20 protein-coding genes are annotated in these 20257 nt (G+C 72.0%); 10 read left to right on the top strand and 10 right to left on the bottom strand.

The genetic code is table 11. The features are described 5' to 3' along the window. Window positions 1–8 precede the first annotated feature (8 nt). Both WHN02_RS21815 and WHN02_RS21810 read right to left on the bottom strand, forming a co-directional pair. Complete coding sequence (locus tag WHN02_RS21815; protein WP_434740563.1) at window positions 9–1214, bottom strand: SfnB family sulfur acquisition oxidoreductase; 1206 nt, start codon at window positions 1212–1214, stop codon at window positions 9–11. Then, window positions 1211–2185, bottom strand: a complete 975-nt coding sequence (locus WHN02_RS21810; protein ID WP_434740562.1) for an amidohydrolase family protein — start codon at window positions 2183–2185, stop codon at window positions 1211–1213. Before WHN02_RS21810 ends, WHN02_RS21815 begins: the two co-directional genes overlap by 4 nt. A 455-nt stretch (window positions 2186–2640) precedes the next feature. Between WHN02_RS21810 and WHN02_RS21805 the strand changes: the two genes are divergently transcribed. Continuing rightward, complete coding sequence (locus WHN02_RS21805; protein WP_434740561.1) at window positions 2641–5067, top strand: ATP-binding protein; 2427 nt, start codon at window positions 2641–2643, stop codon at window positions 5065–5067. A 110-nt stretch (window positions 5068–5177) separates the two neighbouring features. On the opposite strand, the gene WHN02_RS21800 is transcribed toward WHN02_RS21805, so the two are convergent. The 3 genes from WHN02_RS21800 to WHN02_RS21790 form a co-directional block, all read right to left on the bottom strand. Next, window positions 5178–5336: a hypothetical protein gene (locus WHN02_RS21800; RefSeq protein WP_434740560.1), complete on the bottom strand. Its 159-nt coding sequence runs from the start codon at window positions 5334–5336 to the stop codon at window positions 5178–5180. A 162-nt stretch (window positions 5337–5498) separates the two neighbouring features. Further along, entirely contained in the window at window positions 5499–6029 is a 531-nt protein-coding gene (locus WHN02_RS21795; RefSeq protein ID WP_434740559.1) for a trypsin-like serine peptidase, read from the bottom strand. A 171-nt stretch (window positions 6030–6200) separates the two neighbouring features. Next, window positions 6201–7427: a DUF2786 domain-containing protein gene (locus WHN02_RS21790; RefSeq protein WP_434740558.1), complete on the bottom strand. Its 1227-nt coding sequence runs from the start codon at window positions 7425–7427 to the stop codon at window positions 6201–6203. 81 nt (window positions 7428–7508) lie between these two features. Between WHN02_RS21790 and WHN02_RS21785 the strand changes: the two genes are divergently transcribed. Continuing rightward, entirely contained in the window at window positions 7509–8852 is a 1344-nt protein-coding gene (locus WHN02_RS21785; protein ID WP_434740557.1) for a hypothetical protein, read from the top strand. Window positions 8853–8997: 145 nt separating this feature from the next. Then, window positions 8998–9765: an SDR family NAD(P)-dependent oxidoreductase gene (locus WHN02_RS21780; RefSeq protein ID WP_434740556.1), complete on the top strand. Its 768-nt coding sequence runs from the start codon at window positions 8998–9000 to the stop codon at window positions 9763–9765. Here WHN02_RS21780 and WHN02_RS21775 read toward each other — a convergent pair. Continuing rightward, entirely contained in the window at window positions 9750–10505 is a 756-nt protein-coding gene (locus tag WHN02_RS21775; protein ID WP_434740555.1) for a Crp/Fnr family transcriptional regulator, read from the bottom strand. The two genes, WHN02_RS21780 and WHN02_RS21775, sit on opposite strands and share 16 nt — an antisense overlap. Before the next feature lie 279 nt (window positions 10506–10784). Between WHN02_RS21775 and WHN02_RS21770 the strand changes: the two genes are divergently transcribed. The 6 genes from WHN02_RS21770 to WHN02_RS21745 all read left to right on the top strand — a co-directional run bounded on the left by WHN02_RS21770 (window position 10785) and on the right by WHN02_RS21745 (window position 15520). Beyond that, window positions 10785–11177: a nuclear transport factor 2 family protein gene (locus tag WHN02_RS21770; RefSeq protein ID WP_434740554.1), complete on the top strand. Its 393-nt coding sequence runs from the start codon at window positions 10785–10787 to the stop codon at window positions 11175–11177. A gap of 92 nt (window positions 11178–11269) precedes the next feature. Continuing rightward, window positions 11270–11839, top strand: a complete 570-nt coding sequence (locus WHN02_RS21765; RefSeq protein WP_434740553.1) for an RNA polymerase sigma factor — start codon at window positions 11270–11272, stop codon at window positions 11837–11839. Further along, window positions 11836–12642: a hypothetical protein gene (locus tag WHN02_RS21760; protein WP_434740552.1), complete on the top strand. Its 807-nt coding sequence runs from the start codon at window positions 11836–11838 to the stop codon at window positions 12640–12642. Before WHN02_RS21765 ends, WHN02_RS21760 begins: the two co-directional genes overlap by 4 nt. Before the next feature lie 76 nt (window positions 12643–12718). Continuing rightward, on the top strand, window positions 12719–13519 hold the full coding sequence (locus tag WHN02_RS21755; protein WP_434740551.1) for an ABC transporter ATP-binding protein: 801 nt from the start codon (window positions 12719–12721) through the stop codon (window positions 13517–13519). Between the two features lie 76 nt (window positions 13520–13595). Beyond that, window positions 13596–14933, top strand: a complete 1338-nt coding sequence (locus WHN02_RS21750) for a hypothetical protein (RefSeq protein WP_434740550.1) — start codon at window positions 13596–13598, stop codon at window positions 14931–14933. Next, window positions 14930–15520: a hypothetical protein gene (locus WHN02_RS21745; protein ID WP_434740549.1), complete on the top strand. Its 591-nt coding sequence runs from the start codon at window positions 14930–14932 to the stop codon at window positions 15518–15520. The genes WHN02_RS21750 and WHN02_RS21745 overlap by 4 nt, the downstream gene beginning before the upstream one ends. A gap of 94 nt (window positions 15521–15614) precedes the next feature. Here the strand turns inward: WHN02_RS21745 and WHN02_RS21740 are convergent, their stop codons facing one another. Both WHN02_RS21740 and WHN02_RS21735 read right to left on the bottom strand, forming a co-directional pair. Beyond that, window positions 15615–16289, bottom strand: coding sequence for an FMN-dependent NADH-azoreductase (locus WHN02_RS21740; protein WP_434740548.1), 675 nt, complete (start codon window positions 16287–16289; stop codon window positions 15615–15617). A 110-nt stretch (window positions 16290–16399) separates the two neighbouring features. Beyond that, the gene (locus WHN02_RS21735; RefSeq protein WP_434740547.1) at window positions 16400–18628 is read right to left on the bottom strand and encodes an LLM class flavin-dependent oxidoreductase; all 2229 of its coding nucleotides are present in this window, start codon (window positions 18626–18628) and stop codon (window positions 16400–16402) included. A gap of 65 nt (window positions 18629–18693) precedes the next feature. Between WHN02_RS21735 and WHN02_RS21730 the strand changes: the two genes are divergently transcribed. Continuing rightward, a complete protein-coding gene (locus tag WHN02_RS21730; RefSeq protein WP_434740546.1) occupies window positions 18694–19083 on the top strand; it encodes a winged helix-turn-helix transcriptional regulator in 390 nt (129 codons plus the stop codon). Window positions 19084–19223: 140 nt separating this feature from the next. Here WHN02_RS21730 and WHN02_RS21725 read toward each other — a convergent pair whose 3' ends face one another. Both WHN02_RS21725 and WHN02_RS21720 read right to left on the bottom strand, forming a co-directional pair. Continuing rightward, window positions 19224–19475, bottom strand: coding sequence for a hypothetical protein (locus WHN02_RS21725; RefSeq protein ID WP_434740545.1), 252 nt, complete (start codon window positions 19473–19475; stop codon window positions 19224–19226). 247 nt (window positions 19476–19722) lie between these two features. Next, window positions 19723–20064 (bottom strand): hypothetical protein, encoded by a 342-nt coding sequence (locus tag WHN02_RS21720; protein WP_434740544.1) that lies wholly within the window; start codon window positions 20062–20064, stop codon window positions 19723–19725. Between the last annotated feature and the right edge of the window lie 193 nt (window positions 20065–20257).

Genomic DNA, 20257 nt, shown 5'->3' with positions numbered 1-20257 from the left:
CACGTCGTTCACAGCAGCGGCCCCCGGGGTGCGACGCCGTTGAGGACGTGGTTGCCGATGTGGTGGTGTTTCCAGCGGGTCGGGTCGTGCAGGGTGTGTGTCCGGGCGTCGCGCCAGAACCGGTCCAGCCCGTGTTCCTCGTCGGTGGCGCTGGTCCCGGCGTAGGAGAAGAGTTCGCTGGCGGTGGTCACCGCCGTCTCGGCGGTGAAGGCGCGGGCGGCGGCGACGGCGAGCGACGCCTCGGCGACCCGTCCCGCGTCGAGGACCGGGTCCGCCTCGGCCGTGTCGACGGCGTCGGCGGCGCGCTCCAGCAGTGCGCGGGCCGCGCGTACCTGGACGGCCTGCCGGCCGACGTCGTTGATCAGGTGGTGTTCGTCGGCGGCCCGCTCCCACGGGCTGTCGGCGTAGGCCCGGGTCCGGGTCCGGACGTACTCGGCAGCGGCGGCCAGCGCCGCCTCGGCGATCCCGACGTCGATCGCCGCGTGCAGCAGCTGCCCCGCCGCACCGGCGGTCCGCAGTTCCTCGCCGTCGTACGGCCAGCCCACGATCTGCTCCACCGGCACCCGTACGTCGGTGAGCAGGGTGCTGCCGCTGTGCGTGCCGCGTTGGCCGAGGGCGGACCAGTCCTCACCGAAGGAGAGACCGGGGGTGCCCCGTTCGACGAAGGCGACGGCGTCTGCGCCGTCGGGGTCGCGGGTCTTGACCGGCACCCAGTCCGCGGTGGACGCGCCGGTCGTGTAGTACTTGCGGCCGTTGAGGAGCAGGTCGGTCGTGCCGTCCAGCGGTCGCAGCGACGTCGACGTCTCGCCCTTGCGGCGGTCGACGCCGCGCTCGGACATCGCGTTGCCGAACCGGGCGCCGCGCAGCACCTCGGCGAAGAAGAACTGCTGCTGTGCGGGGGCACCCCGGTCGCGCAGCACCCGGACGAAGACGAAGTGGTTCTGTAGCACCTGGCTGATGGAGGCGTCCGCGACGGCGAGGACCCGGAAGATCTCCGCAAGGGACCGGTGGCCGACGTCCGCACCGCCGTACGCCCGGGGCACCGTGACGCCGAGCAGGCCGGAGGCCGCGATCTGCCGGAGTTCGGCGTCCGGGACGAGACGGTCCCGGTCGCGGTCCCGGGCTCCGGGTGCGAACCCCCGCGCCAGGTCCTCGGCGACGCGTACCGCCTCGGCTCCGTCGGTGAGCACGTCGGTCACGCTCGGTGCGCTCATGTGCCGACCCTCTCCGGTACGCCGAGCAGGCGGCGGGCGTTGCCGCCGGCGACGGCGGTGATGTCGGCCTCGTCGAGTCCGGCGGCGGCGAGCGCGGCGAGGACCTCGGTCCGGTCGATCGACTCGGCCACGATCGGCGAGTCCGATCCGAGCAGGACGTGGTCGGCGCCGACGACGTCGACCAGGTAGCGGATGCTGGTCGGGTCGAAGCCCATCGTGTCGACGTAGACGTGCCGGCGCAGGTGGTCCGGCGCGTGCCTGCTGATCTTCTCGGTCAGGCCGGCGAAGGTGCCGAGCAGGAGGGCCGGTGCGCCGATCAGCGGGATGACGATCCGCAGGTCGGGCAGGTCGTCGAAGACCGTGGAGTGGAGCAGCGCCAGCAGGCTCGCGGCGTCGATGGTGCCCCGGGCGAGCAGGGTGCCGGAGCGGCCGATTCCGTCGAGCTGGTCGGTGAGGCCGCGTGGGTTGATCGGGTGCACGAACACCGGGACACCGAGTTCCGCTGCGGTCCGCAACGTCGGGTACGCGGCCGGGTCGTCGAGCAGCCGGTCGCCTCCGTCGGTGGCCGCGTCGACGACCGCTCCGCTGAGGTGGAGTTCGGTCACCGCGCGCCGGAGTTCGGCGGCGGCCTCCTCGCCCTGCCAGGCGTCGACGGTGGCCAGCCCCAGCAGCCGACCCGGGTGCGCGGCGACGGCGGCGGCCAGGTGGTCGTTGATCTCCCGGACGACCCGGGCCGGCAGGGTCGTGCCGGCGGCGGCGACCAGGGACGGCGGGGCGTTGAGGACCCGGGTGGCGATGTCGCCGTTCTCGGCCGCCGTCAGGACGTCGTCGAGGTCGACGATGCGGTGGACGGTCCGTTCGCGGAGCTTCGCCACCTCCGGCTTGGCGGAGGCCCAGAGGGCGGGGGGATGGGCGGGGTCGACGTAGTGGACGTGGAAGTCCACCACCGCCGGTGAACCGGTTTCGGACATGCTGACCTGACCTCTGTGCGTGACGGGGTGTGGACGGGCGCACCCGACCGCAGCGCGGGGGGTGGGCACGTGGAAGAGGGGTGTACGCGGGGACGCGGACCGATACGGAGGTCCGAGTGGACTCCGTCGAGGGGTGTCGCCGGCCGGGTCGTCAGGCCGACGGATCGCCTAGAACCGACACAGGGCGGCGGCGGTCCGGCGCAGATCCACGTGCCGGCGCCGCCGGTGCCAGGTGAAGTGGCTGTTGATCACATGGCTAACCCTACTAACCCGATAGGATTTGACAACAATATGCCCAGCATCCGAGACGTACGGCGGCCACCCGGTGTGAAAACCGACTTCCCGGGATGTCGTGACATCTCGGAAAGCTCCGGCCGCCGACTCCGGCCGACCGGGTCGACAATCCTCACTGACCCGGTCGGCGCGTGTCCCGGGTGGGAGAGGGTGTGGCGGGAATGGACGAACCGGCTCGGGAGGCGCAAGCGACCCTGGCCTGGTTCGTCGGCGAACTCAGACGCCTACGGCACCTGTGCGGGGCACCGTCGCTGAACACCCTGGTCGCCATGTCGACCTCGCAGGGTAGACCGCTGGCCCGCTCCACCCTCAGCGACAAGCTCAACGCCAAGTCGTTGCCCGAGTGGGCCTTCGTCGACTCCTTCGTCACGGCCTGCGTGGCCCACGCAGAACGGGCCGGCATCCGGGTGCCGGACGAGCTGACGGAGCTGGACCGCTGGGACGCCGCGCACTGGCGGCTGCTGCAGATCGCCGACGCCGACCGGATGGACGACCGACTGAAGGGCGCAGCCCGCGCCCAGCTCGCCCGACGCTCCGGCGACACCACCTCGGGACGGCGGGTGCCGCCACCCGACCAGGTGACCCCCCGGCACCTGCCGGTGGCCGTACCCGTGTTCGTGGGGCGCCGAACGGTCCTCGCCGGATTGTCAGCCCTGCTGCCCCGCCGACCCGCTACGCCGGGCACTGTGCCGGTCGCGCTGATCAGCGGCACCGCCGGGGTCGGCAAGACCGCCCTGGCGCTGCACTGGGCACACCGGGTGTCCGACTGTTTCCCGGACGGACAGCTCTACGTCGACCTGCGCGGATTCGACGCCGAAGGGCCCGTGCCGGACCCGATGGAGGTGCTCCGGGAGTTCCTGGAGGCGCTCGGGGTGCCGACACCGCGCATACCGGCGGGGCTGTCCGGCCGCTGCGGGCTGTTCCGGAGCCTGCTGGCCGACCGGCGGGTCCTCGTGTTGCTCGACAACGTCGGGACCGCCGCCCAGGTCCGACCGTTGCTGCCCACCTCGCCGGGGTGCCTGGTGCTGGTGACCAGCCGCAGCCACCTGCCCGGGCTGGTCACCATCGAAGCCGCGCAGCCCTTCGTCCTCGAACCCCTGTCGCCCCGGGAGGCCTACGAGTTGCTCGCCTGCCGGCTCGGCCCGCAGCGGATCGCCGACGAGCCACAGGCGGCCGACCGGATCGTCGCCGCGACGGCGGGGCTGCCGCTCGCCCTGGCCATCGTCGCGGGGCGGGCCGCCGCCCGGGCCGGCCTGAGCCTCACCCGGCTCGCCGAGGAACTGGCCTACCCGGGCGGCCTCGACGGGTTCGACGCGGGTGACCCGGCCCTGGACATCCGGGCGGTCTTCTCCTGGTCGTACCGGGGACTCGACCCGGCCGCCGCCCGGGGCTTCCGCCTGCTCGGGCTGCACCCCGGCCCGGAGGTCACCGTCGCGGCGCTGGCCAGCCTCGCCGGGGTGGCCCCCGTCCGGGCTGACCGGACCCTGGCGACGCTCGTCGCGGTGAACCTGCTCGCCGAGCGGCGACCGGGCCGGTTCGTCCCACACGACCTGCTACGGGTGTACGCGGCCGAACAGGTGACCGACCACGAACCCGCCCCGGTACGCCGGGAGGCCATCGGCCGACTCCTCGACCACTACCTGCACACCGCGTACGCCGCCGCCCTGCTCCTGTACGACCACCGGGACCCGCTCAGCCTCACGCCGGCGCGGGCCGGGGCGGTCGTGAGCCCGCCGACCGACACCACCGAGGCGTGGGCGTGGCTCGTCCGGGAGCACCGGGTACTGCTGGCGCTGGTCGCCCTCGCGGCACACGCCGGGTTCGACACCCACGCCTGGCAGCTCGCCTGGACCGTCAACACCTACCTCGACCGGATCGGTGCCTGGCAGGACCAGTTGGTGGTCCAGGAGTCGGCGTTGGCCGCCGCCGCGCGGGTCGGCGACCGCGACGGTCAGGCCCGCGCCCACCGTAACCGGGCCGTGGCCTGCCTGCGCCGGGAGGACCACGAACAGGCCCGCGCCCACCTGGACGCCTCCCTCGGTCTCTACGCCGCCCTCGGCGACGCGGTCGGCAGCGCCCGGGTCCACCTCAACCTCGGCATCCTGGCCGAACACCAGGGGCGGCTACCCGAGGCCCTCGACCAGGCCCGCCGGGCGCTGGAACTGTTCACAGGGGCGGGAAACCTCGGGGGGCAGGCCAACGCCCTGAACAACATCGGCTGGTACCACTGCCGGCTCGACGAGCTCGCGGAGGCGCTCGACCACTGCCGGCGGGCCCTGGAGCTGCAACAGCAGGTCGGCAACCGGTACTGGCAGGCGCACACCTGGGACAGCCTCGGCTACGTGCACTTCCGGTCGGACCGTCAGCCGGAGGCGATCCGCTGTTACGACCGGGCGCTCGCCCTGTGGCGGGAGGCGGCGGAGCGGTACTTCGAGGCGACCACCCTCACCCACCTGGGCGACAGCCACCGGGCCGCCGGTGACCGGGACTCCGCCCGTACCGCCTGGGGTCGGGCCCTGGAGATCCTGGAGCAGCTCGAACACGCGGACGCGGCGCAGGTCCGGGAACGGCTGTCCGCGTCGGGCTGACCCGGCCTGCGACGTGTGCACTCCGATGGTCGGTTCGCAGCCGCCGGAGTGCGACCCGACGTGCCGGGGCGGACCTGGACGGCCCGCCCCGGACGTGGGGTTGGTGGGGGTCAACGCCACTGCACGTAGTTGGCGAGGGCCTGCTGGGTGAACCGGACGGCGACCCCGTTGGTGAGGCCACCCCCGATGCCACCCACCCCGCTGACCAGGATCCCCAGCGCCGTCCGCAGGCCCAGCGGCGGCGGGGGACAGGGGCAGGGGATCACCAACTGCGGCGGGGTCGGGCACCAGTCGTCGGGGTGGGGCTTGTAGGAGACCGGACTGCCGTCCTGCCCGGTGCTGAAGCCGTGCTGGGTGTAGAGGTACGTCGAGTTCTGGGAACGGACGGCGTCGTCGCTGGCCCACTGCCCGGGTCGACCCGTCGGGTAACCCTAGGTGGCGGTGCAGGAGCCGGCCAACGACTGGGTGGTGTACCCGAGGCCGTACCAGCCGGTCGTGTTGCCGATCGTGCAGTCGAGCTGGGCGGCTCCGTAGTCCTGGGTGGGGTCGCCGGGGAATCCGTGGGCGGGGGAGCCGAGCCAGCCGGGGGAGACGAAGAGCCGGACCGCCCGGCAGGAGCCGAACGGTGCCGACGTGCCGTCGTGCCCCGGGTAGGCGACGACGTTGCTCCGCCAGAAACCGCGCGAGCCCCCGGTGTGCAGGCAGTGCCCGGCGGTCGCCACCGTACGGGCGCTGATCATGAACCCGGTGCACTGTCCGCCGGGGTAGGTCAGCAGCACGGTGGCGCTGGCGGGGAAGGTAGTGGTCGGGGTGACCGGCACCCGGTTGTCAGCGGCGGCGGTCACGTCGCCGCCGGCGGAACGGTCCCGGCCCGGGGCGGCAGCCGCCGACCCGGCCGTGGGGAGAACGGCACCGAGTGCCAGGGTCGCCAGGGCGGCGACCGCCCATCTTCTCGTCCTCATCGGACCTCCTTCGCCGCGAGGGTGCCCCGGTGGGCACGCCTACGCCGGTCAGCGTGCGTGCCTGCGGTGCTGTCCGGGAGGTTCCCGGAACCGCCGTCCGGCCGGACGGCGCCCCCCGACGATTCGGCGCGGGAGCGCGGCGGGCGCCTCGTCCCGCCGCAACCGATGCGGCTATCGACCCCGTTCGGTGTCGGTCGGCAGGGTGGCCCGGTCGGCGGCCTGCCGACCGGACTCCCAGCCCTCGCGGCTCTCCACCCGGCTGGCGCGGACGCGGACGGTGTGCGGGAAGACCTGTCGGATGGTCTCGCGGATCTGCTCGTCCCGGGAGGCGAGCACCGGCAGCAGGTCGGCCGGTCGGGTGCCCCCGTTCCCGTCGCCACCGCCGGTGGCCTGCGCCAGCGCCAGCTGGGCCGCGCCGGCCAGCCGTTGCTCGATCCGGACCGTGAACGCCACCAGGAAGGACTGGCGGAACGCCCGGAGCCGGCTGCGACCGGCCTTGCCGCCCGCCGGTTCGGCCTGGGCCATTGCCCGGTGCGCCTGCACCAGCAGGGAGGTGTAGAGCAGGTCGACGGCGTCGATGTCGGTGTCGAAGCCGAAGACGGTGCTGAACGCCAGTTCCGGTGACGAGACGGTGTGGCAGCGGTTGGCTCGGGCGACGGCGTCCAGGAGGGTGGCCTTCTCCCGTTCGTGCGGGTGGTCGACGCCCACCCGCCGCGCGTGCGGCACCACCGGCGTCGCGTCACCGCCCCGCGCGGCCAGTAGCGCCTCGTCGAGGCTGTGCCGGGTGACCAGTTCCTGGGCCTTCGCGGTGTACGCCTCCGCCTCGGCCGGGAACGTCGTCGACTCCGCCTTGGCGAGCAGCGCGCGTACCCGGTCCAGCAGCCGGGCGTCGATCCGGGGAGACCCGGCGGCCCCCGACCGGTCAGGGGCGACGGCGGACCCGGGTGGGGGGACGAGGACCTCGATGCGCGGGAGGGTGGCCAGGACGGCGAGCAGACCCAACAGCAGATCGAGTACGGCCACCCGGTCGAGCCGTCGACGTGCGGCGAGTTCGGCGACGTACGTCGCGTCGGCGGTCCACCAGACCCGCGCGCCGAGGGTGTCCGCCTGGGCCAGCCACCGCCCGTCGACCGTGGCCTGGGGGAACTGTCGCAGGTGCGCGGCGACGGCGTCGGTCACCAGGTCGGCGTGGTGTGGTCGACCCCGCCGGGCGACCACCCGGTGCAACTCGGCCGGCTGCCATCCGCCCCGCCACAGCCGCCCGAACGCCTCGTCCTTCGCCGCAGTCAGCTCCGGGTCGACCTCGGCCGACGGGGTGACGGTCAGCGCGTCCAGCCCCGCTTCGTAGTCGACGGTCCCGGCGACGACCGCCCTGATCCGCTCTCGTACCGATGTCACCAGCCCGAGCCTACGGAAGCCGGAGCGGGGGGTGGGCACGACGTTAGATTGATCTCGACTGTCGAGCGCAGGGAGTGGAACGTGCCCCAGGAAGCCATCCGGCCGGATCAGGTCGCCCATCACCAGAAGGTTCTGGACGAGACTCGGGTCGCCCTCCACCGGGTGTTGTTCGGGGAGAGGTTGTCCGCCCTGGTCGTCGAGCACATCCGGGATGCGGGTGACTTCACGGCCGGGCTGAACGACTACCGGTTCATGGCGGACGCGTGGAGCCGGACCTCGAAGAAGCGGTTCGAGCCGGATGAACCGGACTCGATCCGCTTCGAGCAGGCCAAAAGGTGCTATGGGCAGATCTTCGATACTCTCCGGGGCTCCGTCGACACCTCCCTTAACGGCGTGAGCGGCGACGACCGTCTCCTGCTCGCCGAGGCGGGCAGACTCCTCCGATCGGTCGGGGACCAGGAGGATGCATTACGCCGGGCACGGACGGCCGTCGGCGAGGGCATCGCGGCCTGGACGCGGAAGTCCGTCAACCTCACGAACCAGGCCGACCACTTCATCGAGACCCAGGGCAAGTGCTGGAGGGCCATCAAAGTCCATTCGGACCTGAAGGTCAGAGGCCGGGTGCCGGACATGGACACGTTCTACGGACAGAGTGCGTTCCTCGCGCTCCGTACCCGCGAGGCCAAATGCCAGGACGTGATGGCCCTCGCCTTCACCAGGGCCGACGCGCTCCTCTACGACAGGGAACGCAAGATCGGTGACCTCCTGACCAACAAGAGGCTCGAAGTCCGCGACGAGTCCCTCCCCAAGGCCTACCGGAACCACGCGCTGCTGTTCCTCGGCGACCCGGACCGTCCCGAGTCCGTAGCCGTCGACGCCTGGACGCGTCTCCCGACGGTGACCGGCGCGTTCAACTACTCATGGGAACAGGTGCACGCCGCTGTTTCGATCCATCAGGCGAATGCGCTCGGGCGGGACCTTCTCGCCGAGGGTGAGAAGCGCATCGACAAGGAGTGGCTGCGCACGAGGAAGTCGGCCGAGGACCTGCGCGTTCTCGGGGCGACGATGCAGGACGTCGCCCAGCACCCGGCGGTGAGCTACTGCTACGCCATCGACCACGCGCGCTACGACTGGCGGGACAAGCCGCATCTGGGCACGGTGCTGAACAAGGCAGCCCTGTGCACACCACTGGACCGGGACCCCCGGTTCTCGGCCACGGCGGTGGGCTCGACGACGGCAGCCGGGACGTCACGACGGCCGAGCCCCACACCACCGGCATCCTCGGCACAGGTCGCACAGGTCGCACAGGTCGCTGGTCTCGCCTCGCCCCGACAGCCGTCCGTCGACCCGACCGCCCCCGCCGTCGCCCTCGGCGTCCCCCGGCACCGGAGCCCGTCCCCGCAGGCAGCCGGTCTGCGTAGGTGAGGACGTCCGCCCGCCGACCCGGTACCCGCTGACGCCCCGATCGACCGACCTCGGCCCTCACCCGCAGCTGATCGAAGCCACCGACGTCGATCGTGACGGACCGAAGTCACTGTCGGGGGTCGCCGTGGGCTCTAGCGTCCGACCGATGACGGGCAGACTGGCAGGCAAGGTAGCGGTGATCACGGGTACCGGCGGCGGTCAGGGCCGGGCGGCGGCCCTCCTGTTCGCGCGGGAGGGCGCGACTGTCGCAGGCTGCGACCTCAAGACGGAGGGGGCGCAGGAGACCGTCGAGATGGTGCGGGCGGCCGGCGGCGTCATGACGTCGACGCATCCGCTCGACCTCGCCGACCGGGACGCCGTCGGAAGCTGGGTCTCGGCGGTGGTGGCCGAGCACGGCGGTATCGACATCCTCTACAACAACGCCTCCGCACCCCGGTTCGCGTCGATCGCGGAGATGACCGTCGACGAGTGGCGGTTCACCCTCCAGAACGAGCTGGACGTCGTCTTCCACGTGACGGCGCTGGCCTGGCCCCACCTCGTCGCTCGTGGCGGTGGTTCGATCGTGAACGTCGCCTCGATGCAGGGCATCAGTGCGATCCGCTCCGCCCCCGGCGGCTTCGCCCACGCGGCGACCAAGCACGGGATCATCGGCATGACCCGGGAGCTGGCGAACGAGGGCGGGCCGCACGGCATCCGGGTCAACGCCGTCAGCCCCGGGCTGATCATGTCTCCGGCCACCAGCGCCATGGCCGACGTGCCGGGGGTCCTGGACTCCTTCATCGAGCGTCAGGTCATCAAGCGTCTCGGTGAACCGGAGGACGTCGCACAGGCGGCCCTGTTCCTGGCCTCCGACGAGGCCGGCTTCGTCACCGGGGCGAACCTGGTCGTCGACGGCGGTTACACAGCCGTCTGACAGTCGCGTCCGTCGATCGCGGCGGCGTGCAGCCGGGCCGGGTTCGTCAGGACCAGGCGGCGCCGTCGGCGGTCGACGAGCCCTTCGGCGCGGAACCGAACCATCGCGCGCGAGACCACCTCGCGTACGGATCCGATGGCGTCCGCGATCTCCTGGTGACTCGCGTGGACGACCAGGTCCGGGCCCTCCCGGGTCGCCAGGTTGATCAGGTGGCGGGCCACCCGCTCCCGGATCGGGCGGAACACGTTCGCCGCGATGAGCTCCCGGTCGTGCACGGCCTGGACGGCGACCTCTCGGGCCAGTGCCCCGGACAGTGTCGCGTTGCTGCGGGCGGCGGCGGCCAGCACTGTCGCGGGGAGGGTCAGGATCCGGCTGGCCTGCAACGCCTCGCCGTTAATCGCCGTCTCCTCCGGTGGCGGGCACGAGGCGGGAACCAGGCCCATGGCTATCCGCCGTACGCCGACGAGTTGGCCGTGACCGGCGTACCGCACGGTCATGGCTCGCCCGTCCGAGGAGGTGAGGTAGAAGCGGAGCAGGCCGTCGACGACGACGGCGCACAGTGGCGTCTCGGCGTGGTGCGCCCCGGGGTAGAACACCTCACGTGGCGTGAGAGTGACCTCCACGGCCCGTTGCAGCAGGCTTGCCGTCAACGGCGGGGGCAGGGTGGCGAACAGCGTGGACCCCCATGCCGACTGCGCGTCGGGTGAGAGGCGGTGCACCGGATGATCCGCGTCGAGCATGTGTCCTCCTCCGTCGGATGGGGGCCGCGCGGGTCGTCGCCTGGGCAAACGCAGGACCGTCGGCGCTTTCGGGCGAAACCCTAACCGTCCCGGATTGGTTCATGATCAACCGTACGGGCTGTTCTGCCTGCTCGTCACCGGTCCGGCGGGTCGTGACACCCCGGTGCCCCGCCCCGAACGCCTTTCGCGGCGAGCTCGTGACCATGGTCACTGTCGATCGTGACGCCGTCCGCGAAGCTCGGTCCGTCCCTTGCGAATCCGTCCACCCGAGGAGAGACCATGACCGTCCCGACGCCCGCCCGACGCCTCGTCGAGGAGTACTACGCGCTCATCGACGGCGGCAACCTGCCCGAGGCGTGCGAGCTGATGACCGAGGACGTCAAGCTGACCTTCGCCAACGCCGAGCCCGTGTACGGCAGAGCTGCCGCCGCATCGTCGATCCAGTACGTCCTGGACTGCTGCGACAGCATCAAGCACGACGTGGTGACCTTCTTCGAGACGACCGACGCCGACGGCACGCGCACCGCCTTCTTCGAGATCCGGATCAAGTACTTCCTGAAGAACGGCAAGGTGTTGGACAACCCCGGGGCCGTCGTGGCGACCGTCGACGCGGAGGGCAGGTTCACCGAGCAGCGCCTGTACGGCGACCTCAACGAGGTCTTCGCCCCGTGACGTGACGTGACGATGCGGGGCCGCAGCGTGGACGTGACGGCGATCACGCGGAATCTGCACCCGATCGGGGTCGGCCCGTCGTCTTATGGGGTGTGAGAACAGGCGAGGACGCGGCTGACGAGGGAGAACTCGTACGACGTGTCGCCCGTGGAGACCGACGGGCGTTCGACGAGCTCTACCGGCGTACCGCCCCGTGGTTGGAGGTGCGCCTGCGGCGCCGCTGCGCCGACCCCGACGTGGTCGCCGAGGTCCTCCAGGAGACGTACCTGGCGGTGTGGCGGGCGGCGGGTGGCTTCGCCGGTGCCCGGACCGGCAGCGGCGGCGAGGCACGGGGAAGTGCCGTGGGCTGGCTGTGGACCATCGCCGCCCACCGGTTGGTCGACGCGTTCCGCCGCCGGGCGCGCACGGACCAGGTGCCGCAGGTGCAGCTGACGCCGAGCACGGTCCCCGCCGCCGAGGACGAGGTGATGGCGGCCCGGATCGGCCAGGAGTTGGAGCAGGCCCTGCTCGTCCTGCCGCCCGAGGTCCGGGCCGCCCTGCGGGCCACGGTCCTCGACGGGCTCTCGACTCGTGAGGCCTCGGTGCTGCTCGGCGTGCCGGAGAACACCGTCAAGTCCCGTGTCCGCCGGGCCCGGGTCGCCCTCCGGGAGGCCCTGTCATGACCCATCCCAGCCTCACCCAGATCGCCGGGTACGCCACCGGTGACCCAGGGCTCGACGATCCCGCCGTCTGGGCGATCGAGGTGCACCTGGAGGGCTGCGCCGACTGTCGCGCCCGCCTGGCCGGCAGCACCACTGTGGAGAGCCGGGCCGTCGTCGCACGGGTCGCGTCGGTGTTGGACCGCGAGATCACGGCGGCCCCCGCCCTCGTCGGGCGGCGCCGGTCCCGGTCCTGGTCGGTGCTGCACCACCGCTGGTTCGTCGGCACGTTGCTGCCCTGGCTGGTCATGACCGTCACGGTGCTCGGGTGTGCCGCTCTGCTCGGCGCGTTGTGGGTCGGGATGCCCTCGCTGGTGCTGCTCGTCGCACCGTTGGCTCCGCTGCCCGGCGTGGCGGTCGCCTGGCAGCGCCGTGCCGACCCGGCCTGGGAGCTGATCGCCGCCACACCCGCCGCCGGCCTGACCATGCTGCTGCGGCGTACTGCTGCGGTGTTGGCGGTCGTCGTCCCCGCCCTCGCGCTGGTCGGTGCCGGCACCGGGCTGTCGTCGGCCCTGATGCTGCTGCCCTGCCTCGCGTTCACCGCCGCCACGCTCCTGCTGGGAACCCTCGTCGGGGTACGCCGAGCCGCGATCGGCGTGATGGCGTCCTGGACGCTCGTGGTGATCGCCCCCAGCATCGCCGCCGCCCGGATGCCGGTGCTCCTGTCGGCGGAGGCCGCCCGGAGCTGGGCGGTGGCCACTGTCGTCCTGACCGTCGTGGCCCTCCTGCGGGTCACCGGATCCCGACGGCTCTCCCACCCCGACTGACCCTCGAACCTGCGGTACGGCCACCCGATCACGGTGCCACCGCGCCCTGCGACGATCACTGAAGGAGACGACGACGATGCGTTCTGTGAGCGCGATCGAGACGGCGACCACCACCCATCCCTGGCCGATCCACGCGGAGGGGTTGCAGGTCCGGGCCGGCCGGCACCTGGCCGTCGACGGCCTCGACCTGGCCCTGTCCACCGGCGTGCACGGGCTGCTGGGCCCCAACGGCGCGGGAAAGACCACGCTGATCCGTGCCCTGGCGACCGTCCTGGCCCCGTCCGGCGGTCGGTTGACCCTGCTCGGGCAGGTGGCCGACGGCCGTTCCGATCTGCGATCGGTCCGCCGCGCCCTGGGCTACCTGCCACAGGACTTCGGCTACTACCCACGGTTCACCGTCCGCGAGTTCGTCGGGTACATGGCCTGGCTCAAGGAGATGCCGAAGGCCGACATCCCGGGGGCCGTACAACGGGCCGTCGACCGGGTCGGACTCGCCGACAGGGCCGACGCCCGACTGAAGACCCTCTCCGGGGGCATGCTGCGTCGGGCGGGTATCGCGCAGGCCATCGTCAACGATCCGAGGCTCCTGCTCCTCGACGAACCGACTGTCGGTCTCGACCCCGAACAGCGGCTCGACTTCCGCGAGATGCTGCGTGACCTCGGCACCGACAGCTGCGTGCTGGTCTCCACCCACCTGGTCGAGGACGTGGTGGCGGCCTGCACCGACGTCGTCCTGGTCAACGCCGGCCGCCTGGTGTGGCGGGGGACGCCCGAGGTGCTCGCCGCACAGGGTGGCGGGGGCCACGCCGGCGACAGCCCGGCCGAGCGGGGCTATGCGGCGCTCCTGCGTCAGCACCGGGCGGAGGCGAACCGGTGAGCGGGCGCGGTGAGCGGGTCGTCGAGATCGCAGCGTTGGTGCCGTACGGCGGCACGACCCGACGTGGAGGGTCGGCATGAGCATCCTGGGAGTCGAACTGCGCCGCTCCGCAGCGGTCGGTGCCGGGTTGATCACAGTGGTGATCGGCGTCGTGGCGCTCTACGTGGCGACCGGCAGGTGGTCGATCGGCTGGATGGCCCTGGCCATGACCATCCGGGAGTACCTGCTCCTGTTGTGGCCGCTGGCCCTCATGGCGGGGGCCTGGCAGGGCCGCCGGGAGCACCGGGCGAAGGTCGGTGAACTGTTCGCCACCACCCCCCGACCACGCCTGCAACGGATGCTGCCGGTGCTCGTGGCGATGGCCTGCACCCTCGCCGTGGCCTACCTGGTGGTGACGGTGGCGGGCCTCGCCTGGATCGTCACCACCGCCCGGTACCTCCCCCTGGTGGACTTCGTCGTCGTCACCGGGGTCGGTGTGCTGTCGGTGATCGCTGCGGCGTGGCTCGGACTGGGGATCGGGCGGCTCCTTCCCGCCCTGGTGACGGTGCCCGTCCTGGGGGTGGCCGGGGTCCTGCTGGTCGGGGTGGGTTCCCTCGTGCCCCCGGACCGGGTGGCGGCGGCGATCTCGCCGGTCCACGGCTCCAGCCTGTTCCACGACTACCAGACGATCGACGACCGGGTCAGCGGTGCGGTGGCGATCTGGATGGTCGCGCTCGCCGTCACCGGTCTGCTGCTGTTCGTCGCGACCGGCCGACGTGCCCGGCTGGCGGCGGTGGTGCCGGTGCTGCTCGGGCTGGTGGCGGCGACCGCCGTCGTCCCCCGCGATCGGGACGTGCTCAACTGGCCGGTCGACCCGGTCGCGCGGGAGCTGGTCTGTACCGACGACACCCCGACGGTGTGCGTCAGTCGGGTCCACTCCGGTGTGCTCGACGCGGTGACCCCACCGGCCCGGGAGGGACTGGCGGTGCTGGCGAAGTTGCCGAACGCGCCGACCACAGTGCACGAAAACACCCGCACGCTCTCGTTCGGCGAGGACCGGGCGGCCCCTCAGGCGGGTGTCGTCACCATCGACGTCCGGATCGACAAGCGGGGTCGGCTCGCCCACCCGGCGTCCGTGGTCCCCGAGATCGTGGCGGGGCTGGGTGTCCCGTACGACGGGGAGTGCCGGAACCGTCATGCGGCCACCGAGCGGGCGGCGGCCTACTGGCTCCTGGGCCGCGAGCCCCGATCCGACGTCGGCGTGGTGCCCGGGATGATCGCGGAGGACCCGGAGCTCAACGCCGAGGCGGTCACCCTCTGGCAGCGGCTGCGTGGACTGCCCGAGGGTGAGGCACTGGCCCGGGTCACTGCGGTCCGCGACGCCCTCCTGGTCTGCGAGGACCCCGTCGGGATCCTGTCCGGGAGCGCCGGGTGACCTGGACGTTGCTGTACCTGCGGGCTCGACGCGTACCCCTGGCCCTGGCCGCGGCGGTCGGCGGCGGCGCGGTGGTCTGGGGGCTGTGCCTGGCCTTCGCCGAGGACCCCGACGTCGCCCCGACGGTGGTCGTCCTGACCGTGGTGTTGATGGTCGCTGCGCTCGCGCCCACCCTCGCCGGCCCGGACGAGGACCTGGAACGGACCGGTTCGCTGCGTTGGCCCTGGCGACGTGCGGCGCACCTGCTGGCCGGACTGGCGGTGGTCCTCGTGCTCCTGCTCGCCACGCTGTTCACCGAGGCCCGGTTCGGGCCGGCCGCCCTGGTGACCCGCGACGCCGCCGGTCTGCTCGGCCTGACGGCGCTGTGCGCGACGGTGCTCGGCGCCGCCAGGTCGTGGTTCCTGCCGCTGGGCTGGACCACCGTCGCGGCCCTGTATCCCCAGCAGGGCACCTGGGGGGCGATCGTCACGTGGCAGGGCCAGTCGACCGACACCCGGGCCGCCACGTGGACTGCGGCGGTGTTGGCCGTCGGTGGGCTGATCGCCTACTCGCTCGTCGGCCCGGCCCGCAGGGACCCGGCGGAGTGACCCGAGGTCACCAGCGCACCCCGGATCCTCGGCGGGGTGTGCCGGTGGCGGGGCGTCCCGGTCGACGTCGACGCCGACCGAGACGCCCCGGGCACTAGCGGGTCGCGGCGTCCGCGTGGACGGCCTGCCGGCGGGAGGCGAGGGTGTCACCGTGGCGGTGGGCGTGGTGCTCCGCGTTCGTCCTGATCTCCTCGGCCAGCTCGGTGAACGCGTCCAGCGCGGGGTTGACCCCGACGAGGGTGAACTCGCGGGTCACGACCTCCAGATCGATGCCCCACACGTCTTCGAGGATCCGCCGCATCCAGGAGGTCGCGTGGTCCCATCCCTCCTTCGGGGTGCCGGGGGAGTAGTTCCCGCCCTGGACGGTCACCAGCACCCCGGGCTTGCCCGAGGTCACCGGGGTGCGCTCAGGCGACATGCGTGCGTCGGCGATGACCAGATCCACATACGTCTTGAAGTGTTGGGAGACCCCGAAGTTGTACAGCGGCACCGCGAACAGGTAGGCGTCGGCGGCGGCCAACTCGTCGACCAGCGCGTCGGCGAGGTCCCGGGCGCGCTGCTGACCCGGGGTGCGGTCCGGGGCGGGGGTGGCCGACGCGGCCAACACCGCCGCCCACGCGTCGCTGGGTAGCGGGGTGGTGCCGATCTCGCGGTGGACGACGGTCGGGTCCGTCGCCGCGTCGCGCCACCGACCTTCGACGATGTCGGCGAGGGCGCGGCTGGTGGAGCCCTCGGCGCGGATGGACGCGTCGACACGGAGCAGGGACATGATGCCTCCAGGGTTGTTTCGACAGTGCTGGTGCGGGCGGTGGTGGTGCGGGCCGCAGTGGCCGGGGGGTGGTGGTGCCGGCCGCAGTGGCCGGGCGGGAGGTCGGTGCTTCAGAGCTGCGCGACGAGCTCTGCGGGATGCCTGTCGGGGGCGATGAAGAAGTTGTCGCGGAACAGACCGGTCGGGTCCCACACCGCCTTGAGGGCGCGCAGGCGTCGCAGGTGCTCGGCCGGGAACGCCCGGGCGAGGACGTCGGGGCCGGTGTCGGTCTCGAAGCTGATGTACATGCCCTCGAAGAGGGGGACCAGGTCCGCCCACCGCTGTTCGACCTCGCCGGTGCCGTCGCCGAGCATCGCGATCAGGAAGTTCGCCTCCCGCCACCCGTACGCGGCGGAGTCCGTGGGACGGTCGGCGACGGCACCGCCGGTGGAGCGGATGCTCAGGACGAACGACGACCGGGCGGCGAGCAGGTCCGCCAGCCCCTGCGCGACGTCGGCGGACAGGTGCCGGACGAGCCCGGAGTGGCCGTGCGGCTCACCCCGTCCGTGCTGCCGTTCGTCCCCGGCCTGCACGTCGAGGAGTGCCGCGTACGGGACCATCCGCACCGACTGGTTCGCCATCGGGGCCAGCACGGCGAAAGGCCGGAGGTGTCCGACGACGGTGTCCGGGTCGTTCTCGTCCACGACGATCAGCGCCTGGACCACTGTCGACGCCCCGGGCCGCGAAGGGCCGATCATCAGTGTCCCGGTCACTGTCGGGTCCGCGTTCTCGATCGCCGTGCCCCAGGACTGCAGGAACGCGGCGACGTCGTCGGGGACGAAGACGAACATCGCGAAGCCGACCCGCTCGGCCACGGGGTGCGCGTCGAACTCGAAGGAGACGACGACACCGAAGTTCGCCCCGGCCCCGCGCACGGCCCAGAAGAGGTCGGGGTTCTCCTCGGCGCTCGCGTGGACCAGCTCACCGTCTGCGGTGACCACGTCCACCGACCGGAGATGGTCGATCGTGAGCCCCCGCTCGCGGGCGAACCAGCCGATCCCCGCCGTCGTGGCCAGCCCGCCGACACCGACGCCGCCGTGGTCACCGGCGGTGATCGCCAGACGGTGTGGGGCGAGGGCCTTGGCGACCTCCCCCCACCGGGCGCCGGGTCCCACCCGTACCCGTCCCCCGTCGAGCACGGTGATCTCGTTCAGCGCGTCGACGGCGATGACGATCCCGCCGTCGTTCAGGGACCTGCCGGAGAGGCCGTGCCCGCCGCTGAACAGGCCCAGGGGAACGTCCCGGTGCCGGGCCGCGAACCGTACCGCCTCCTGCACCTGCGCGGACGACTCGGGACGTACGACCACACCGGGGCGAGCCCCCCGGAAGTATCCGGAGGTGTAGCGGGTGTAGCCGGGATCGCCTGGGAAGAACACCTGCCGGGTCAGCGCCGCAGGGATCGGATCGTCCCGGAACGACAGTGCCGCCGGCGTCGCCACGGCTGATCCCGCCCCGCGCCGGGCCCGCTCGACGCGGTCGCGGATCCGGGGCGCGGTCTCCCCGGCGAACCTCCGGATCTCCTGCGGATCGTCGGAGCCCAGGATGAAGACGCTCACCCCGTGCTCGGTCGCCAGCTCCGCCAGGTCCTCGGCGTCGTACTGCGGAGTCACGTTGAGCAGACGGGTCACGGCGCGTGGATCCCGTCCCGCCGCGCGGGCGGACTCGTCGATGATCCTGTTGCCACGCTCGATGTCACCCGGCTTGAGCCACGGCAGGCTCGGCAACCAGCCGTCCCCCTTGCGTCCGAGGAGCCGCTGCATCCTGGGCTTGTAGGCGCCCACCCAGATCGGGATGTCGTGTGTCGGCCTCGGGCCCCTGGCGGCACCGGCCACCCGGTGGTGCCTTCCGTCCACGTGCAGGGGTGTCGGATCGGTCGTGTCCCAGATGCCACGGATGATGTCCAGGGCCTCGTCGAGCCCGCCGACCGCCTCGGCGGGTGTGAGCAGCGGGGCTCCCATCGTCGCCATCGCCTCGAAGTACCCGCCCGTGCCGATGCCGAGCTCCACTCGTCCGCCGGTGAGCAGGTCCAGGCTGGCCACCGCGCGAGCCAGCACGGCAGGCTGACGAAGCGGCAGGTTCAGGACGTTCCCCGACACGTGGATGCGGGAGGTCCGTGCGGCGACCCACGCCAGCAGGGTCCACGTGTCCTGGAACTGCGCCTGGTACGGATGGTCCTGGAAGGTCACCAGGTCCAGGCCGAGTTCCTCACTGAGCAGCGCCATGTCGACGGGGTGCTGCGGATCCGCAGCGACAGGGGTCACGAAGCTGCCGAAGCGCAGGGGGTGCAGGTAATCGGGCATGCACCAAGCATCTGGGGCACGTCCCGTCGTTGACAAACACCGGGTAACCTACTTACCTTCAGTAAGTGAGTGCCCCTGGAACCGGTCCGACCCGCCCTCCGCTCCACATCGACGACGACGAGTGCCGACGTCTGGCCGGAGTCATGGAGATCGTCGGCAGACGCTGGGCCAGCGGCATCCTCCTCGCCCTCGGCCTGGGTGCGGAGCGTTTCACCGAGATCGAGAGGCGTGTCCAGGGGCTCTCCGGGCGCATGCTCACCGTCAGGCTCCGCGACCTCGAGGGCGCGGGTCTCGTCGACCGCCTCGTCGAACCGACGATGCCCGTCAGCATCCGCTACCGCCTCACCGAACGCGGCATCGAACTTCTCCGCTCTCTGCAACCCATCGCACGCTACGCCCAGCGCTGGGAGGGTGGGGTCGCCGGCGGCGAGTCGCGTACGGGGGCCGAGTCCTGAATCGACCTCGTCGCCGAGCGGGGTGCCGCGTGTCGACGACGGGCGGACGAGGTCCTGGTGGCACGTCGTGGTCACGGCCGTGACCAGCGAAGACACTGGTCACGGCCGTGAGGGTCGTGGGTCGGGGATCCGGCGGGCGGTCAGCCCACCAGGCGATACTGGTAGGGACCCGTCGAGCCGCAGACGTTCGTGGACCGGATCGAGTCGTACGTCCACCCGAACGGGATCGTGCAGGCCCACAGGCCGTTGACCGGGGTCCGTAGCCGGTAGCGGTACGAGAGCGATCCGCAGGCCCCGGTGGGCTCCACCTGGTCCCAGACGTAGCCGCTCGGCACGGAGCAGGCCCAGGTCCCGTCGAGGCTGAGCGCCCCCGGTGCGGAAATCCCATTCACGGCGGCTTGCTGCGCGATCGGATTCGCATGGGCAGGAATTGTCGTCTGGGAGGTGAGTAACGTGGCTGTCCCCAGGGCGACAACGGTGATGATCCGACGAAACACGGCACCCCTTCCGATCATTCTGCGACCGTCGTCGTGGTCCCCGACATTCTCTCAGATCAACTGTTCGTCATCAATTATTGGATATTGATGTAGGGGAATTGGTGGGGCGGCAGTGTGGGTGGGTCCGGCGCGTGCGCGACGGCTACCTCTTGCGGTGTCTCGTGGCGGCGGCCATCCGCCGCCAGGTGGGGGAGCGGAGCACCCGGGTGGCCGCGTTGATCTTGCGCCGTTCGACCTCGCACGTGCCTCGGGGCAGTCGGGCGACGAGGGCCCGAGCCTCGCGCAACAGCTCCCACGCGGTCGACTCCCTACCTGCCTGCATGGCGGCGACGAGACTCGTCAGGTCGCGGTTCAGGCGGTTCCTGACGTCGTTCTCCCGGGTGGGCAGCGGTCTGCGCAGAGCGGGATTGCCGAGGGGGTCGCGCAGAGGGCGCAGGTCCGACGTCAGTCCGCCGGATGTGAGGTTCACGCGTCGCGACTTCATGCCACCTGCCTTGGTGATTACCCGACCGGCAATTTCGCCTTTGCCCGCGAGGTTAGTTCCCCCGTGCTCGGGGGTTCGGCCGCGGCCGCCCGGTGCGCCATCCGAGAGGTGATCATGCGAGCGGGTGAGGCGCATGGTGATCAGTCAATCACTCTCTGTGCGGTTCTGGAATGTCCGGATGATGTCCCCGAAT

Source organism: Micromonospora sp. SH-82 (genome assembly GCF_051132485.1).
GTDB lineage: Bacteria > Actinomycetota > Actinomycetes > Mycobacteriales > Micromonosporaceae > Micromonospora.
Note: the sequence above shows the minus strand (reverse complement) of the source record. Positions and strands in the feature narration are given on the sequence as shown.

Coding starts and splice junctions, on each gene's coding strand:
- WHN02_RS21810 (WP_434740562.1), bottom strand. CDS start 2,185: ATGTCCGAAACCGGTTCACCGGCGGTGGTGGACTTCCACGTCCACTAC.
- WHN02_RS21775 (WP_434740555.1), bottom strand. CDS start 10,505: ATGCTCGACGCGGATCATCCGGTGCACCGCCTCTCACCCGACGCGCAG.
- WHN02_RS21815 (WP_434740563.1), bottom strand. CDS start 1,214: ATGAGCGCACCGAGCGTGACCGACGTGCTCACCGACGGAGCCGAGGCG.
- WHN02_RS21770 (WP_434740554.1), top strand. CDS start 10,785: ATGACCGTCCCGACGCCCGCCCGACGCCTCGTCGAGGAGTACTACGCG.
- WHN02_RS21780 (WP_434740556.1), top strand. CDS start 8,998: ATGACGGGCAGACTGGCAGGCAAGGTAGCGGTGATCACGGGTACCGGC.
- WHN02_RS21795 (WP_434740559.1), bottom strand. CDS start 6,029: ATGAGGACGAGAAGATGGGCGGTCGCCGCCCTGGCGACCCTGGCACTC.
- WHN02_RS21755 (WP_434740551.1), top strand. CDS start 12,719: ATGCGTTCTGTGAGCGCGATCGAGACGGCGACCACCACCCATCCCTGG.
- WHN02_RS21750 (WP_434740550.1), top strand. CDS start 13,596: ATGAGCATCCTGGGAGTCGAACTGCGCCGCTCCGCAGCGGTCGGTGCC.
- WHN02_RS21735 (WP_434740547.1), bottom strand. CDS start 18,628: ATGCCCGATTACCTGCACCCCCTGCGCTTCGGCAGCTTCGTGACCCCT.
- WHN02_RS21720 (WP_434740544.1), bottom strand. CDS start 20,064: ATGAAGTCGCGACGCGTGAACCTCACATCCGGCGGACTGACGTCGGAC.
- WHN02_RS21805 (WP_434740561.1), top strand. CDS start 2,641: ATGGACGAACCGGCTCGGGAGGCGCAAGCGACCCTGGCCTGGTTCGTC.
- WHN02_RS21740 (WP_434740548.1), bottom strand. CDS start 16,289: ATGTCCCTGCTCCGTGTCGACGCGTCCATCCGCGCCGAGGGCTCCACC.
- WHN02_RS21760 (WP_434740552.1), top strand. CDS start 11,836: ATGACCCATCCCAGCCTCACCCAGATCGCCGGGTACGCCACCGGTGAC.